Genomic DNA, 13,905 nt, shown 5'->3' with positions numbered 1-13,905 from the left:
AGTCCTAATTTCTTTGTTTTAAGTTATAGATAAGTATAAATGCACAGATAAAATCACCAATGATTGATACAATAAATGGATAAAATGCATAAAGATCTTTTAATGTTGGTAAGAAAGATAAGGCAAAAATATTCTGTGAATAACATAAGAACTTAATGCCTATCACCATAAAAGCAATCATATAAGTAAACCATAAACAATAATGTGTATAGATTCCTCCTGGCACAACATGCTTTAATCTTTCATATTCATTCTCTGTTCCTCTATTATGAGATAACTTAATATACATATTCTTATATATCTTGAGATTCATACGTGAGAACATGATGATTGGAATATAGAGTAATGTCCAGAAACCAATAGTCCCTAAGTAAGGACACAATAAACCACTCACAATAGAAGCACCCATACATATATAGAAGGAACGCGGCATAGTAAATGTCAGCCCTTCAGGATCAAAGTAATCATAAAGTTCTCTTCCACCATAACGATGTAACCATTTATTTCTTTCATCATAAACAGTCTTAATAGATAAGACATTAACCATTAAACCAATCATATAAAGTACTGTATTCAGCAATTCCCCTCTTTTATTAATAAGAGTCACAGTACTGTCTCCATCTAATTGATAGAGGAAAAGCATAATAACTGAAGTTACAACAACTAACATTACAGATAGTATAAAATAAGCATTATAGAGTGTGTCTTTTTCTGAATCATCAGCCTTTTTAATACGATATTCCATCAAGCCATAAAGACCTGTTTCTATTAATACAGCAAGACTTCCTAGACCTATAGGAGGATTAATTAGGAAAATAAACCAGCTTATTAGCGATAAAATAATAGCGTTCATATTTCCCTCCTTTCTAACCTATCATACACTAAAAAAAACATCCGGAAAAGACCGGATGTTCATTTATTATTCAACGTCGAAGTCGTCTGATAAGTCTTCACCATTAGTAGCGATGACTTTCTTATACCAGTAGAATGAATCTTTCTTATAACGGTCAAGAGTTCCTACTTCTTCATCTGTAGTATCTACATAGATGAAACCATATCTCTTTCTGATACCTTCATGAGTTGATACTAAGTCGATTGCTGACCAAGGGCAGTAACCCATCATTTCGATGTTTTCAGTAACAGCCTTATGTAACTGTTCGATATGTGCTCTTAAGTATGCAATTCTGTAGTTATCATGAACACGACCATCTTCTAATGTATCGTATGCACCTAAACCATTTTCAGTAACGATCATTGGTAAATGATAACGAGAATACATTTCTCTCATAGTTGCTAAGAAACCATCTGGATCAATTTCCCAACCAAATTCAGTCTTCTTAAGGTTTGGATTTGCATATCCTTTATAGTAACCTGCTTCACCACGAGCTGACTGCTGGTCTGCACCTGGATCTAATTCATCATCAGCTGCTGCTTTCTGTACAGTTGCAGTTGAATAGTAGTTGAAACCAATGAAGTCTGGATGTGCATTCTTCATAGCTTCTTCATCACCTTCAGCAAATGTAGGTGTTGCATCATTTTCTTCTAAGTAAGTCCATACTAAGTTATTGTATTTTCCATAAACTGCCATATCTAAATATAACCAGTTTCTGATTGCATTGTATTCCTGAGCTGCTAAATTATCTTCTGGCTTACAAGTTGCTGGATATACATAAGAAATATTTGGAGCTGGACCAATCTTAGCATTAGGAAGCATTTCATGACATAAAACCATAGCTTTAGCCTGAGCAACTAACATATGGTGGTTCTGCTGATATACTTCTTTTAATACATTTGTAGTACCTTCAGGAATTCTTAATGTACCAATAATTGGACCAACTAAAGTAAGCATGTTCTGTTCGTTGATAGTTAACCAATATTTAACTCTATCACCGAAGTTTTCAAACATAACCTTTGCGAAGTTAACGAACCAGTCTACTGATTCAGGATTAGACCAAGAACCTCTCTTATCTAATGCATCAGGCATATCAAAGTGGAACATAGTCACTAATGGTTCGATATTATATTCTAAACATGTATTAATCACATCATTGTAATGATCGATACCTGCCTGATTTACTTCACCAGTTCCATTAGGAATAAGTCTAGTCCAAGCGATTGAGAAACGGTATGTCTTGAATCCCATTTCAGCCATTAACTTGATATCTTCTTTATAACGATGATAGTGATCGGCACATACATCTAAAGATGCAGTTCCCGCTGGTAATTCTTTAACATCCTGACATGATGGTCCTTTACCATCTGATAAATTAGCACCTTCTACCTGATAAGCTGAAGTAGATGCACCCCATAAGAAATCTTTTGGAAAAGCTTTTAATTTGTTGTCTAACATTTATGAGTCTCCTTTTCTTTTTTTCTGACACCATTATAACGGAAGATTTTAAAAATCATGATTCTTTTCAAGAATAGAAAAAAGAGAGAATATTTTCACATTTTCTCACTTATCTTACACTTTTTTAAAAAGTATCTTAAATTTTCTTTTCCATTAAGTATCTTAGAAGTCTTTCTCCACGTCTTTCATTGATTTGTTCTTCAATGACTGCATAACCTTTAGATTCAAAGAATGGTTTAGATGTAATAGATGAAGTCACATTAATTACATGACTTCCATGTTTTTTTGCATATTCTTCTAACTCTTCTACAAGTTTAGATGCAATCCCTTTTCTTAAATAATCAGGATGAACATATAAACGATCCAAATATCCAGTTTTGCCAATATTACCGAATGCAATCAACTTATCATCTTCCTCAACCACGATAGTATGATTTTTCTCTAAAGACTTTTCCCAATGATATTCATTAGCAGCCTTAGGTGCAATAGCATCTAATTGTTCTTCACTATAATCATTCTTATTGACTTCATGGACAGTGACATAAAATAAATCCATAACTGCATGAAGATCTGTGTCCTTGTATTCTCTAAATTCCATTTATATCACCTCTATTTCATACATCACATTATACCATTATTTGCCCATAAAAAAAACGGTCATTATAGACCGTTTCTATTAAATACCGAATAATAAATCGATATAGTTTGGAATTGGATACTGCTGAGCACTTACCTTAGTTTCTAAGCTATCAGCAGTTGCACGTAATGCATCCATAGCTGGGATAACTAAATCCCTCCATGCAGTTGCAGTATCTAATGTAGAAGAATCAGTTGATTCAGCTTTATTGATGGCAGTTTCTAATGTAATCATCTGTTCACGCATAGTTGAAAGTAAAGAAGTTAATACCTTTAAGTCTTCAACCATAAATGTATTGTCTACACCAGCCTTAGCTACTTCTTTTGCATCATTAGCTAAAGTACCACATGCCTTTACATATGCTGGATATAATTCAGTCTTAGCCATTGATAATGCTGTTAAAGCTTCAACACGGATTGTCTTAGCATAGTTATCTAACTGGATGTCATAACGTGAATCAATTTCAGCTTCAGTGAATACACCATGTTTTACAAACATTTCACGGATTTCAGGTTTCTTTAAGCAAGCGCATGCATCTACAGAGTTTGCGTGGTTAGGTAATCCACGTCTTGCAGCTTCTTCTTTCCATTCTTCTGAATATCCATCACCATTGAAGATGATTCTTTCATGATTCTTGAAGAATTCTCTAATGATATCATCTAATGATTCACCTGCATCTAATTTAGCAGCCATCTGATCATATTCTTCAGCCATAATAGCATTTAACATAGTGTTAACTGCTGCAACTGACTGAGATGAACCAACCATACGGAATTCAAATTTATTACCTGTGAAGGCAAAAGGAGATGTTCTGTTTCTGTCTGTTGAGTCTTTAGAGAAATCTGGGATAACTGATACACCAGTAGTGAATCTTTCACCAGTAGTCTTATTTAATTCTTCACCATCAATGATTGCTTTAATAACTTTATTTAAGTCATCACCAACGAATGCTGAAACAATTGCAGGTGGAGCTTCGTTAGCACCTAGTCTGTGGTCATTACCAGCACATGCAGCAGATAATCTTAATAATTCAGCATATTCATCAACACCCTTGAGAGCACATGCAAGAGTAGCTAAGAAAGGCTTATTGTTGATTGGGTCAGGTCCAGGATTAAATAAGTTAATACCTGTATTAGTCATTAATGACCAGTTGTTATGTTTACCAGAGCCGTTAACACCTTCAAATGGTTTTTCATGTAATAAACATCTTAAACCATGTTTCTTCGCAATATCCTGAGATAACTGCATTACTAATGCATTGTTATCAGCAGTTACATTAGCTACTGTATATACACAAGCAACTTCATGCTGTGCAGGAGCTACTTCGTTATGCTTAGTCTTTGAAGGAATACCATATTTCCATAATTCGTTATCAAGATCCTTCATGAAGGCACCTACTTTACGTTTAATAGAACCAAAGTAGTGATCTTCTAATTCCTGACCCTTAGGAGCAGGAGCGCCATAAAGAGTACGACCAGTTAACTTTAAGTCAACTCTCTTCTGCCAGTATTCATCTAATACTAAGAAATATTCCTGTTCAGCACCAACTGAAGCAGTCACTTTATCAACACCTTCTAAACCAATCTTAGTTAATAAGTTAGAAGCTGATGCACTTAAAGCATCACAAGCACGTAATAATGGAGTCTTTTTATCAAGTGCTTCACCAGTATAAGAACAGAATAATGTAGGAATATATAAGCTTCCGTCTTTTACAAAGGCTGGAGAAGTACAATCCCATGCAGTATAACCACGTGCTTCGAAAGTAGCACGAATACCACCAGATGGGAAAGAAGAGGCATCAGGTTCACCTTTTCTTAATGTCTTACCACTAAATTCAAGAACTGCTCCACCATTTCCATCTGGTTCTAAGAAAGCATCATGCTTTTCTGCAGTTAAACCAGTCATTGGCATAAACCAATGAGTGAAATGTGTAGCACCATTTTCAACAGCCCAGATCTTCATTGCATTTGCGATTACTGTCGCAACTTCTTTTGAAAGAGGTTCTCCCTTATCTAGAGCTTCATGGAAAGCTTTATAAGTAGATTTAGGAATGCGTTCCTTCATAGTTTCGTCGTTAAATGTATAACGACCGTATTCATCTAAAAGTTTGTTCATTTCCATACGATTACATCTCCTTTTTATGGGTATGATTGTAGCAATAAAAAATATTTGCGTCAATACTTTTTTATCACTGTGCAATAATTTTTATCATTCACTCCTTATTGCACCCACATAGTATCACAAAATGTAGGCTTTTAACTACTCTAATTCAATAATTTTCACTTTTTAAAAAATATTAGCCAACTTGTTATTTAATACCGAAAAGATTATAATTGTAGCGAGGTGAAAAACATGTTTGGAAAACAGAAAACATTGATCATAGATCACAACAGTGAACGTAATAATCGCATTAAGAATTATCTCGACCAGGATCATTTCATTTGTTATCAAGCAAAGACATTGGATGAATTTAATTCTCTTTATACAAACAATAATTATGATTGTATTATTCTAGAAGATGTATTTCCTGGTATTAATACTAATAAGTTCCTAGTAAAAAATAGACGTAACTCACAAGCTATAACTATAGTTGTAAGTGATATGTTAAATGAAGCTTACTTAGAAGATTTATTAGATGCCGGTGCTGATGATTACATTGTAGTACCCTTCTCATTAACTTCTTTATTAAGAAAAATTCAAGATGTCTATAAGATGGGTGTTTTAAGACCTAGAAAGATCTACCGTTTTAAAGATATTATATTAGATGATACTGCTAAGACCGTTTCATTAAATGATCATTCAGTCACTCTAACTAAAAATGAATTTAAACTATTAAAAATGTTGATGTCTCATCCCTATCAACCTTATACTTCAACCAAGATTTTTGAAGGTATCTGGGGTGATAGTGTTTATGCAGACGATCAATCAGTCATGAACCTAGTAAGTTCACTTATAATAAAATTAAATAGAACAGGCTCTCATGAAGAGTATATCAGACGCTTTGGCGCTAACTCTTATAAGATGGCTATATAGAAAAAAAAGAATGCATCACGCATTCTTTTTTTCTTTTAGCTTCTCTTATTGATTTTTCTACGTCTTCTGTTTTCGCGTCTTTCTTTCTTTTCAATCTTACGATGCTGGTCAGTATAATCCGCTACTGTACAGTGGATACGTTTATTAGATTCGCAAATTGCATCTACAAATTCATATCTATCTTTTGGGAATGTACTATATCTCTTCTTTAAATCTGTATAAAGTTCAATAGCATGAGGTCTAGTGACTAAGTCAGCCATTCTTGATACTGGATCACAAATGACTTCACATGACATTAAGTCTACTTCTTTTTGAGGTAATAATCTTCTTTTAAAGATTAAAGTTTTGCCATCGACAATATATTTATAAGGACGACACCCTAAGAAATAAAAATACAATACAGCTAAGAAAATTGAAACAATAATAAATGACTGCTGATCCAATGATTTTAATACAAACATGACGATATCATAAACCCAAACAAGAGTTAAAGCACCTAGCCAGATACCTACAGCTAGATTTGGTTTTACCTTGAATTCTTTCATAAAAAAAAGGCCTCACTTTCTTTTATATTATACAATATTTAGTCCTTTATTACAATAAAAAAGAAGAGAGGCAAGGCTCTCTTCCCATTGTCGAAATATTATAATTATAAACTTTAAATAAATTATTCAGCAGCCTGTTTAGCCTGATACTTTTCGTAAGCAATTAGGAATGGGATGTAGATTAATGTTGATGCTGCAAGTACGATCAACTGAGAAATTGCACCCATTGGGCGACCACCTGTAGCTAAGAAGCCAAGGATAACTGGTGGCATTGTCCAAGGTACTTCAAGTACGATCTTAGGACAGAATCCACTAGAAACTAAAATATAACCAATTACGATAGTAGCAACTGGAGCTAAGATAAATGGAATGTCTAGAATTGGGTTCAATACTAGAGGGATACCAAATGTCATAGTTTCGTTGATGTTGAATAAACCTGGAACGATTGAGATACCAGCGATTGTTCTGTTATCTTCACGTTTAGAGAAGATAAGAATTGCGATTACTAAACCGATTGTAACACCAGAACCACCGAATTCACCAAACATCTGTAACATAGTTAAGTTCATTACATATGGAATGTCCTTCTGAGTAGCACCTGCAGTATATGCAGCTGTGTTAGCATATAGTAATGGTCTGAAGATTGGTTCCTTAACAGCAGCAACCATGTTGTTACCATGGATACCTACGCACCAGAATAATGAGATAATTACATAAAGAATAGCAACTGCAAAGATATTGTTACCAATTAAGCTCTGTAATGGTTTCTGAACCATGTTGAAGATAAATGCGTTTAATTCAGAACCAGTAGCTAACTGACATACTAATCCAACAGCACCAACAACGATACATGTTAAGCAAGTTGGGATTAATACTTCGAATGCACGAGCAACTCCAGGTGGAACCTGTTCAGGCATCTTGATCTTTAATGAATCATTCTTACGGAACATGTTATAAATTTCCATACCAACGATTGCAACAATTAAACCTGTGAATAAACCAGTTGCAGCAGTGTAGTTACTTAAAATACCACTGTAAGTAAAGCTATCAGCTGTAATTTTATGCTTAGCAGCTTCACCAGTCACATTAATGAAATCACCTAAAGTATAACCATGAGATTTACCAGCCTTATCGATGAAAGAAGCACCTAAGTCCTTAGCAGCAAATGAAGTTGGAGTTACCATCATCCATAAGATGAATCCTAATACAGCTGGGTAAGCACCAGTTTCACCATTTGCTTCAGCAATTTCAGAAGCAAGTAGCATAGTAATACCAATAGTAATACATGAGATTGTAGCATACTGCATAGCAGCAAAGATTGGGTTAAGAACTTTAAGAGCCATAATTGGAGACCATAAAGCACCTAAACCTGTTGAATCATTTACTAAAACGTTTGTCCAAAGAACACCAACGGCACCTGAGATTGTAGCTGGCATGAAGTTCTGGAATGCATTCTTGATTGCATTCAAGTACTTATTCTGACCACACCAAGCACCGACACGTCCTAGCTTATCAGCAAAAGCGTCCATAAATTTTCCTCCCTAAATCTTTTCGACAATTACAGTATAATCGCTCTTTATAAAAATGTCAACGGTTACATTTTGAAATGTATGGTACTTTTAATCATAATATCCCCATTTTGAACTGTAACAAATTGAAATTATATTGATTATGAGCATGTTTTTCTAATAGCGCTTTCATTTTGCGAATTTTTGCTTTTTGAAAATAAAATATATTTAATTCAATCACTTTATATTTATTTTGTGAATTTGTTACAAAAAAGACAGTCAGCGACTGTCTTCAAAGTTTTAGAATAAATTGTTTTGCTTATTCAGCCTCAGCCTGTTTAGCCTGATACTTTTCGTAAGCAATTAGGAATGGGATGTAGATTAATGTTGATGCTGCAAGTACGATCAACTGAGAAATTGCACCCATTGGGCGACCACCTGTAGCTAAGAAGCCAAGGATAACTGGTGGCATTGTCCAAGGTACTTCAAGTACGATCTTAGGACAGAATCCACTAGAAACTAAGATATAACCAATTACGATAGTAGCAACTGGAGCTAAGATAAATGGAATGTCTAGGATTGGGTTCAATACTAGAGGGATACCAAATGTCATAGTTTCGTTGATGTTGAATAAACCTGGAACAACAGAGATACCAGCAATTGTTCTGTTATCTTCACGTTTAGAGAAGATAAGAATTGCGATTACTAAACCGATTGTAACACCAGAACCACCGAATTCACCAAACATCTGTAACATAGTTAAGTTCATTACATATGGAATGTCCTTCTGAGCAGCACCTGCAGTATATGCAGCTGTGTTAGCATATAGTAATGGTCTGAAGATTGGTTCCTTAACAGCAGCAACCATGTTGTTACCATGGATACCTACGCACCAGAATAATGAGATAATTACATAAAGAATAGCAACTGCAAAGATATTGTTACCAATTAAGCTCTGTAATGGTTTCTGAACCATGTTGAAGATAAATGCGTTTAATTCAGAACCAGTAGCTAACTGACATACTAATCCAACAGCACCAACAACGATACATGTTAAGCAAGTTGGGATTAATACTTCGAATGCACGAGCAACTCCAGGTGGAACCTGTTCAGGCATCTTGATCTTTAATGAATCATTCTTACGGAACATGTTATAAATTTCCATACCAACGATTGCAACAATTAAACCTGTGAATAAACCAGTTGCAGCAGTGTAGTTACTTAAAATACCACTGTAAGTAAAGCTATCAGCTGTAATTTTATGCTTAGCAGCTTCACCAGTCACATTAATGAAATCACCTAAAGTATAACCATGAGATTTACCAGCTTTATCGATGAAAGAAGCACCTAAGTCCTTAGCAGCAAATGAAGTTGGAGTTACCATCATCCATAAGATGAATCCTAATACAGCTGGGTAAGCACCAGTTTCACCATTTGCTTCAGCAATTTCAGAAGCAAGTAGCATAGTAATACCAATAGTAATACATGAGATTGTAGCATACTGCATAGCAGCAAAGATTGGGTTAAGAACTTTAAGAGCCATAATTGGAGACCATAAAGCACCTAAACCTGTTGAATCATTTACTAAAACGTTTGTCCAAAGAACACCAACGGCACCTGAGATTGTAGCTGGCATGAAGTTCTGGAATGCATTCTTGATTGCATTCAAGTACTTATTCTGACCACACCAAGCACCGACACGTCCTAGCTTATCAGCAAAAGCGTCCATAAATTTTCCTCCCTTAATTTTTTCGACAATACTGAGTATACTGATAAAACAATCGATTGTCAACGGTTACATTAGAAAAAATATGGTATTTTTAATTAAGAAGACCATATTTTTGCATCTATAAAATAGAAATTATATTGAAAAATTCAAGATATTTTTCATTCTACACGCATTGATTATATTTTCATAAAATAAAAATATAAATTTATTAATACAGTTATATTATTTGTATATTTTTACCACTTGTAAATAAATTGCAATATTAAAAGAGAACTATAACACATAGTTCTCTTAATTATTGTTCTACAATAACAGTTTGGAATTCAAAGTCTGCATAGTGACGACGATTGAATGTCAACTCAAATACAGAGCCATTAGAAAGGTATGTTGTCTGTTCTTCCTGAATATAAGGTTCCCCTTCACCTAGTCCTAAGAATGACTGTTCGAGTATTGTAGACAGTGCTGATGTGATCTTTAAATGACAACTCTGAACCGTCAAATGTAATTGATTGATTACATATTTATACAATGAATCCTTTAAGACTTCTGCTTTCAGGTTAACTAAACGATATAGCGGAATATATGTAATCTCTACACAATAAGGTTTTCCATCAACAGAACGATTTCTAATAATATGATAAACAAAGTCTCCTTCATCTATCTGTAGCTTTTCCGCTATTTTCTTATCACTTGGTATAACCTCAAATACTTTAATATCCGAAGTCACATCATGTCCTTCAAAACGCATAGAAAGACTGCGCATACGGACAGTTTCATTCTTTTCAGATACATTGAGTTCTTTCACAAATGTACCTGCTCCACGGCGACGAATAATGAGACCTTCTTTTACTAGAATCTCCAAAGCCTTCTTCATGGTTTCTTTATTACAATGGTAATTAACACATAACAAGTACTCGTAAGGAAGTTTCTGGCCCGAAGTATATTCTCCCGACTTAATCTTCTCTCTAATTGCATCTGCAATATCTCTATACTTTGCCACAAAACCACCTCCTCCTTAAAAATACCATACTTTAAAAAAGAATGCACTGTATAATTCTTATTTTGTAATTTTTTTACACCAAATCTTTTTATTTTCTAAATTATATAGTGTGAATGTTTCATTTTCATAAACTAAGAAACTCTTTACACCTTGTTTTGGTAAAGAAATAGAGTTTGGATTCACTGTGTAGAAGCCATGGTCTTCAAATACTGGAACATGATAATGTCCATAAAGGAATACATCACCCTTCTTTAAATAAGGCATATTGTCTTTATTGTATAAATGTCCATGAGTAATATAGAAATCATGTCCGTCTACATTAAGTAATGCATAATCACTTCTCATAGGGAAGTCTAAGACCATCTGGTCTACTTCTGCATCACAGTTACCTCTTACTGCAAGGATCTTATCTTTATATTTGTTTAATAAAGGAATACACTTTTTAGGTGCATAACCTTCTGGTAAGTCATTTCTAGGACCATGATATAAAATATCACCGAGGATAATTAAACGGTCTGGCTGCTCTTCATCAAAGTAGTGCATTACTTTTTCTAGGTCATTATAAGAACCATGAATGTCTGATATGATCATTAGTTTCATTTTATTCCATCTCCAATCCGATTGGGCAGTGATCACTACCAAGTATTTCACTATATATTAAACTCTCTTTTATTCTCTCTTTCAATGAATCAGAGACAATAAAATAGTCAATTCTCCATCCAGCATTTCTTTCTCTTGATTTAAACATATAACTCCACCATGTATAAGCATCCTTTTTATCTGGATAAAGATATCTGAATGTATCAATATAGCCATGAGATAAAAGTTCTGTCATCTTATTACGTTCCTGATCAGAGAAACCTGCATTATGATGATTGGATGAAGGGTTCTTTAAATCTATTTCATTATGAGCTACATTGAGGTCACCACAAAGGATGACAGGCTTATTAAGAGCATCTAAATAGGCAAGGAAGGCATCCTCCCATTCCATGCGATAATCAATTCTAGCAAGCTCTTTTTTAGAATTAGGTGTATAACATGTTACAAAGTAATAGTCTTCAAACTCTAATGTAATGACTCTTCCTTCCTGATCATGTTCCTCTATTCCTATTCCATAAGATACTGATAGTGGTTCTATTCGAGTAAGTACAGCTGTTCCACTATACCCCTTCTTAAGAGCATCATTAGTATAAAGTGTATAACCTGAGATATCTAATTCAATCTGATCTTTTTGCGCCTTAGTTTCCTGTAAGGCAAAAATATCAGCATTCAATGATTCAAAACTTTCTAAAAAACCTTTTTTTAAACAGGCACGAATGCCATTTACATTCCATGATACGTATTTCATATTCTCTCCTCAAAAAAAAAGGAGCTAAAAAGCCCCTTCTCCATTTTCTGCAATCGCATAACGAACAATTGTTTTCAGTTTTTCACTTGGTGTCTTTTCATAATCATTTAAGTAGACTTCATGATGGAATCCTTCTAAACGCATATTTTGAATAGTAATAAATTCCATAATCTGCTTAGTTGTATTGATTTCAGTATTATAAGCACCCTTATGTAGCATCTGTACGCAATGTCCTTCTGTCATCCTCTTAAGATATATATCTACAATGTAAGGATTATCCTTCTTGTTAGCAGCTTTCTGTTTAATAATTTCAAATGTATTCGGATCTAGAAGCTTTGGTTGTGCCATCATTAAAGTGAACTTAATCATCTTCTTACGAGTAACGTCAAACTTTGAATTATCATAGGTATCCCATAATCCTTCTAGCGGTGAAATAAGATAAACAAGATTCTTTTCCTGTTTAAAATACTCTCTAATTTCTGCTGACATGATTCGAAGAGCTTTTGATTTTAAGTGGAACTCTTCTACTTCAGGATTACCGATTCCATCAATCATGATGAAATTGAATTCTGGAACATCAACAATGTCAATCTTCTTTGTTGATGCATCATATTGTTTTTTATACTCTTTACGTATACCTTCCTTCATACGGCGCCTCCTTTCTTAAACGTAAACATTATACAAAAATTCACATGAAAATACTACCATTTTAGTATTATTTCTAAAGAATGTCTTGATAATGTGTCAATTTCATTAATATACTTTTGGGCATTGATTTATAACTGACAACAAAAAAGCTATTCACAAAGAATAGCCTAGATTTACTGTCAGTACTATATTGTATCAAGATTTCAATATTTCGCAACAGTTTTTTTATAATAATTTCATTGTCTTGATAACCTGTGGTTCATTAGGCATATCATTCCAAGGTGATCTTTTAACATTCGCAATCTTATCTACTTCTTCTAATCCTTCAGTAATTAAACCAAAAGCAGCATAGTCACCATCTAGATGTGGTGCGTCAGCATGCATAATAAAGAACTGAGATGAAGCAGAATCCTTAACCATTGTTCTTGCCATCGATAAAACACCTCTTGTATGCTTTAGGTTATTAGTCACACCATTAGATGCAAATTCACCCTTGATAGATGCTGCTGGATGTTCTTTCATATCAGTATCATATCCACCACCCTGGATCATGAATCCTGGGATAACACGATGGAAGATTAAGCCATCAAAAAAGTTATTTTTAATTAAGTTCACAAAGTTTTCTACAGTAATAGGCGCTACTTCTGGATATAATTCACCCTTCATTACATTGCCATCCTGCATTTCAATTTCAAATAAGATTTTTTCCATGATTTTCTCCATTTCCCCGCGCCTTTGTTGCGCGGACACAAATATATAACCAAACTCAAATCCCCCAAAACTCTAGTGTGCATCTCGATATAATAGTATAATCAAAGAGAGGTGGTATACTACAGAGCACGTAGGGGTGAGTAGGCAATTCTACTCAAATAGAATATCCTGAATGATTATAAGTCGCCGCTATCTTTTCAAGCACAAATAAGTTGGACTTAGAGCCAGGACACTTATGATTGTACAATCAACTGAGTGATTAGCTTAGATAGCAGTCAATGCCGCTTCTCTTCTTTCAATGAAAGGAGAGATTTTTTTATGAAGATTGTTAGACCAATCTGCTGTGGCATGGATGTTCACAAGAATATCATTGTGGCTACAATCGGTATTACTAAT

Annotated in this window: 13 protein-coding genes; 1 reads left to right on the top strand and 12 read right to left on the bottom strand. The window is 34.3% G+C overall.

The features are described 5' to 3' along the window. Window positions 1–4: 4 nt before the first annotated feature. The 4 genes from H8909_RS02365 to H8909_RS02350 all read right to left on the bottom strand — a co-directional run bounded on the left by H8909_RS02365 (window position 5) and on the right by H8909_RS02350 (window position 5,108). The gene (locus H8909_RS02365; protein WP_187011680.1) at window positions 5–853 is read right to left on the bottom strand and encodes a hypothetical protein; all 849 of its coding nucleotides are present in this window, start codon (window positions 851–853) and stop codon (window positions 5–7) included. A gap of 66 nt (window positions 854–919) precedes the next feature. Further along, window positions 920–2,350, bottom strand: coding sequence for a glycoside hydrolase family 1 protein (locus H8909_RS02360; protein ID WP_022425958.1), 1,431 nt, complete (start codon window positions 2,348–2,350; stop codon window positions 920–922). Window positions 2,351–2,486: 136 nt separating this feature from the next. After that, on the bottom strand, window positions 2,487–2,948 hold the full coding sequence (locus H8909_RS02355) for a GNAT family N-acetyltransferase (RefSeq protein ID WP_117458123.1): 462 nt from the start codon (window positions 2,946–2,948) through the stop codon (window positions 2,487–2,489). A 78-nt stretch (window positions 2,949–3,026) separates the two neighbouring features. After that, window positions 3,027–5,108 (bottom strand): glutamine synthetase III family protein, encoded by a 2,082-nt coding sequence (locus tag H8909_RS02350; RefSeq protein ID WP_117458124.1) that lies wholly within the window; start codon window positions 5,106–5,108, stop codon window positions 3,027–3,029. A gap of 231 nt (window positions 5,109–5,339) precedes the next feature. On the opposite strand from H8909_RS02350, the gene H8909_RS02345 reads away from it, so the two are divergent. Then, on the top strand, window positions 5,340–6,020 hold the full coding sequence (locus H8909_RS02345; protein WP_117458125.1) for a response regulator transcription factor: 681 nt from the start codon (window positions 5,340–5,342) through the stop codon (window positions 6,018–6,020). 35 nt (window positions 6,021–6,055) lie between these two features. Here the strand turns inward: H8909_RS02345 and H8909_RS02340 are convergent, their stop codons facing one another. From H8909_RS02340 to H8909_RS02305, 8 genes are all read right to left on the bottom strand, one after another. Further along, a complete protein-coding gene (locus H8909_RS02340) occupies window positions 6,056–6,565 on the bottom strand; it encodes a hypothetical protein (RefSeq protein WP_117460087.1) in 510 nt (169 codons plus the stop codon). 122 nt (window positions 6,566–6,687) lie between these two features. Then, a complete protein-coding gene (locus H8909_RS02335) occupies window positions 6,688–8,094 on the bottom strand; it encodes a PTS sugar transporter subunit IIC (protein WP_187011679.1) in 1,407 nt (468 codons plus the stop codon). A gap of 298 nt (window positions 8,095–8,392) precedes the next feature. Next, entirely contained in the window at window positions 8,393–9,802 is a 1,410-nt protein-coding gene (locus H8909_RS02330) for a PTS sugar transporter subunit IIC (protein ID WP_187011678.1), read from the bottom strand. 295 nt (window positions 9,803–10,097) lie between these two features. Continuing rightward, window positions 10,098–10,802 carry a GntR family transcriptional regulator gene (locus H8909_RS13730; RefSeq protein WP_187011677.1) on the bottom strand — a complete coding sequence of 235 codons (705 nt, stop codon included), beginning with the start codon at window positions 10,800–10,802 and terminating at the stop codon, window positions 10,098–10,100. Window positions 10,803–10,859: 57 nt separating this feature from the next. After that, on the bottom strand, window positions 10,860–11,402 hold the full coding sequence (yfcE, locus tag H8909_RS02320; RefSeq protein WP_187011676.1) for a phosphodiesterase: 543 nt from the start codon (window positions 11,400–11,402) through the stop codon (window positions 10,860–10,862). Between the two features lies 1 nt (window position 11,403). Beyond that, a complete protein-coding gene (locus tag H8909_RS02315) occupies window positions 11,404–12,150 on the bottom strand; it encodes an exodeoxyribonuclease III (protein WP_187011675.1) in 747 nt (248 codons plus the stop codon). A 24-nt stretch (window positions 12,151–12,174) separates the two neighbouring features. Then, window positions 12,175–12,798 (bottom strand): GyrI-like domain-containing protein, encoded by a 624-nt coding sequence (locus H8909_RS02310; RefSeq protein WP_129982278.1) that lies wholly within the window; start codon window positions 12,796–12,798, stop codon window positions 12,175–12,177. Window positions 12,799–13,023: 225 nt separating this feature from the next. Then, on the bottom strand, window positions 13,024–13,509 hold the full coding sequence (locus tag H8909_RS02305; RefSeq protein WP_022425969.1) for a peptidylprolyl isomerase: 486 nt from the start codon (window positions 13,507–13,509) through the stop codon (window positions 13,024–13,026). Window positions 13,510–13,905: the final 396 nt, after the last annotated feature.

Source organism: Catenibacterium faecis (genome assembly GCF_014306455.1).
GTDB classification, from domain to species: domain Bacteria; phylum Bacillota_I; class Bacilli_A; order Erysipelotrichales; family Coprobacillaceae; genus Catenibacterium; species Catenibacterium mitsuoka_A.
Note: the sequence above shows the minus strand (reverse complement) of the source record. Positions and strands in the feature narration are given on the sequence as shown.

Bases quoted from the DNA above. Each gene is read 5' to 3' on its own strand.
- H8909_RS02365 (WP_187011680.1), bottom strand. From the start codon at position 853: ATGAACGCTATTATTTTATCGCTAATAAGCTGGTTTATTTTCCTAATT.
- H8909_RS02360 (WP_022425958.1), bottom strand. From the start codon at position 2,350: ATGTTAGACAACAAATTAAAAGCTTTTCCAAAAGATTTCTTATGGGGT.
- H8909_RS02355 (WP_117458123.1), bottom strand. From the start codon at position 2,948: ATGGAATTTAGAGAATACAAGGACACAGATCTTCATGCAGTTATGGAT.
- H8909_RS02350 (WP_117458124.1), bottom strand. From the start codon at position 5,108: ATGGAAATGAACAAACTTTTAGATGAATACGGTCGTTATACATTTAAC.
- H8909_RS02345 (WP_117458125.1), top strand. From the start codon at position 5,340: ATGTTTGGAAAACAGAAAACATTGATCATAGATCACAACAGTGAACGT.
- H8909_RS02340 (WP_117460087.1), bottom strand. From the start codon at position 6,565: ATGAAAGAATTCAAGGTAAAACCAAATCTAGCTGTAGGTATCTGGCTA.
- H8909_RS02335 (WP_187011679.1), bottom strand. From the start codon at position 8,094: ATGGACGCTTTTGCTGATAAGCTAGGACGTGTCGGTGCTTGGTGTGGT.
- H8909_RS02330 (WP_187011678.1), bottom strand. From the start codon at position 9,802: ATGGACGCTTTTGCTGATAAGCTAGGACGTGTCGGTGCTTGGTGTGGT.
- yfcE (WP_187011676.1), bottom strand. From the start codon at position 11,402: ATGAAACTAATGATCATATCAGACATTCATGGTTCTTATAATGACCTA.
- H8909_RS02315 (WP_187011675.1), bottom strand. From the start codon at position 12,150: ATGAAATACGTATCATGGAATGTAAATGGCATTCGTGCCTGTTTAAAA.
- H8909_RS02310 (WP_129982278.1), bottom strand. From the start codon at position 12,798: ATGAAGGAAGGTATACGTAAAGAGTATAAAAAACAATATGATGCATCA.
- H8909_RS02305 (WP_022425969.1), bottom strand. From the start codon at position 13,509: ATGGAAAAAATCTTATTTGAAATTGAAATGCAGGATGGCAATGTAATG.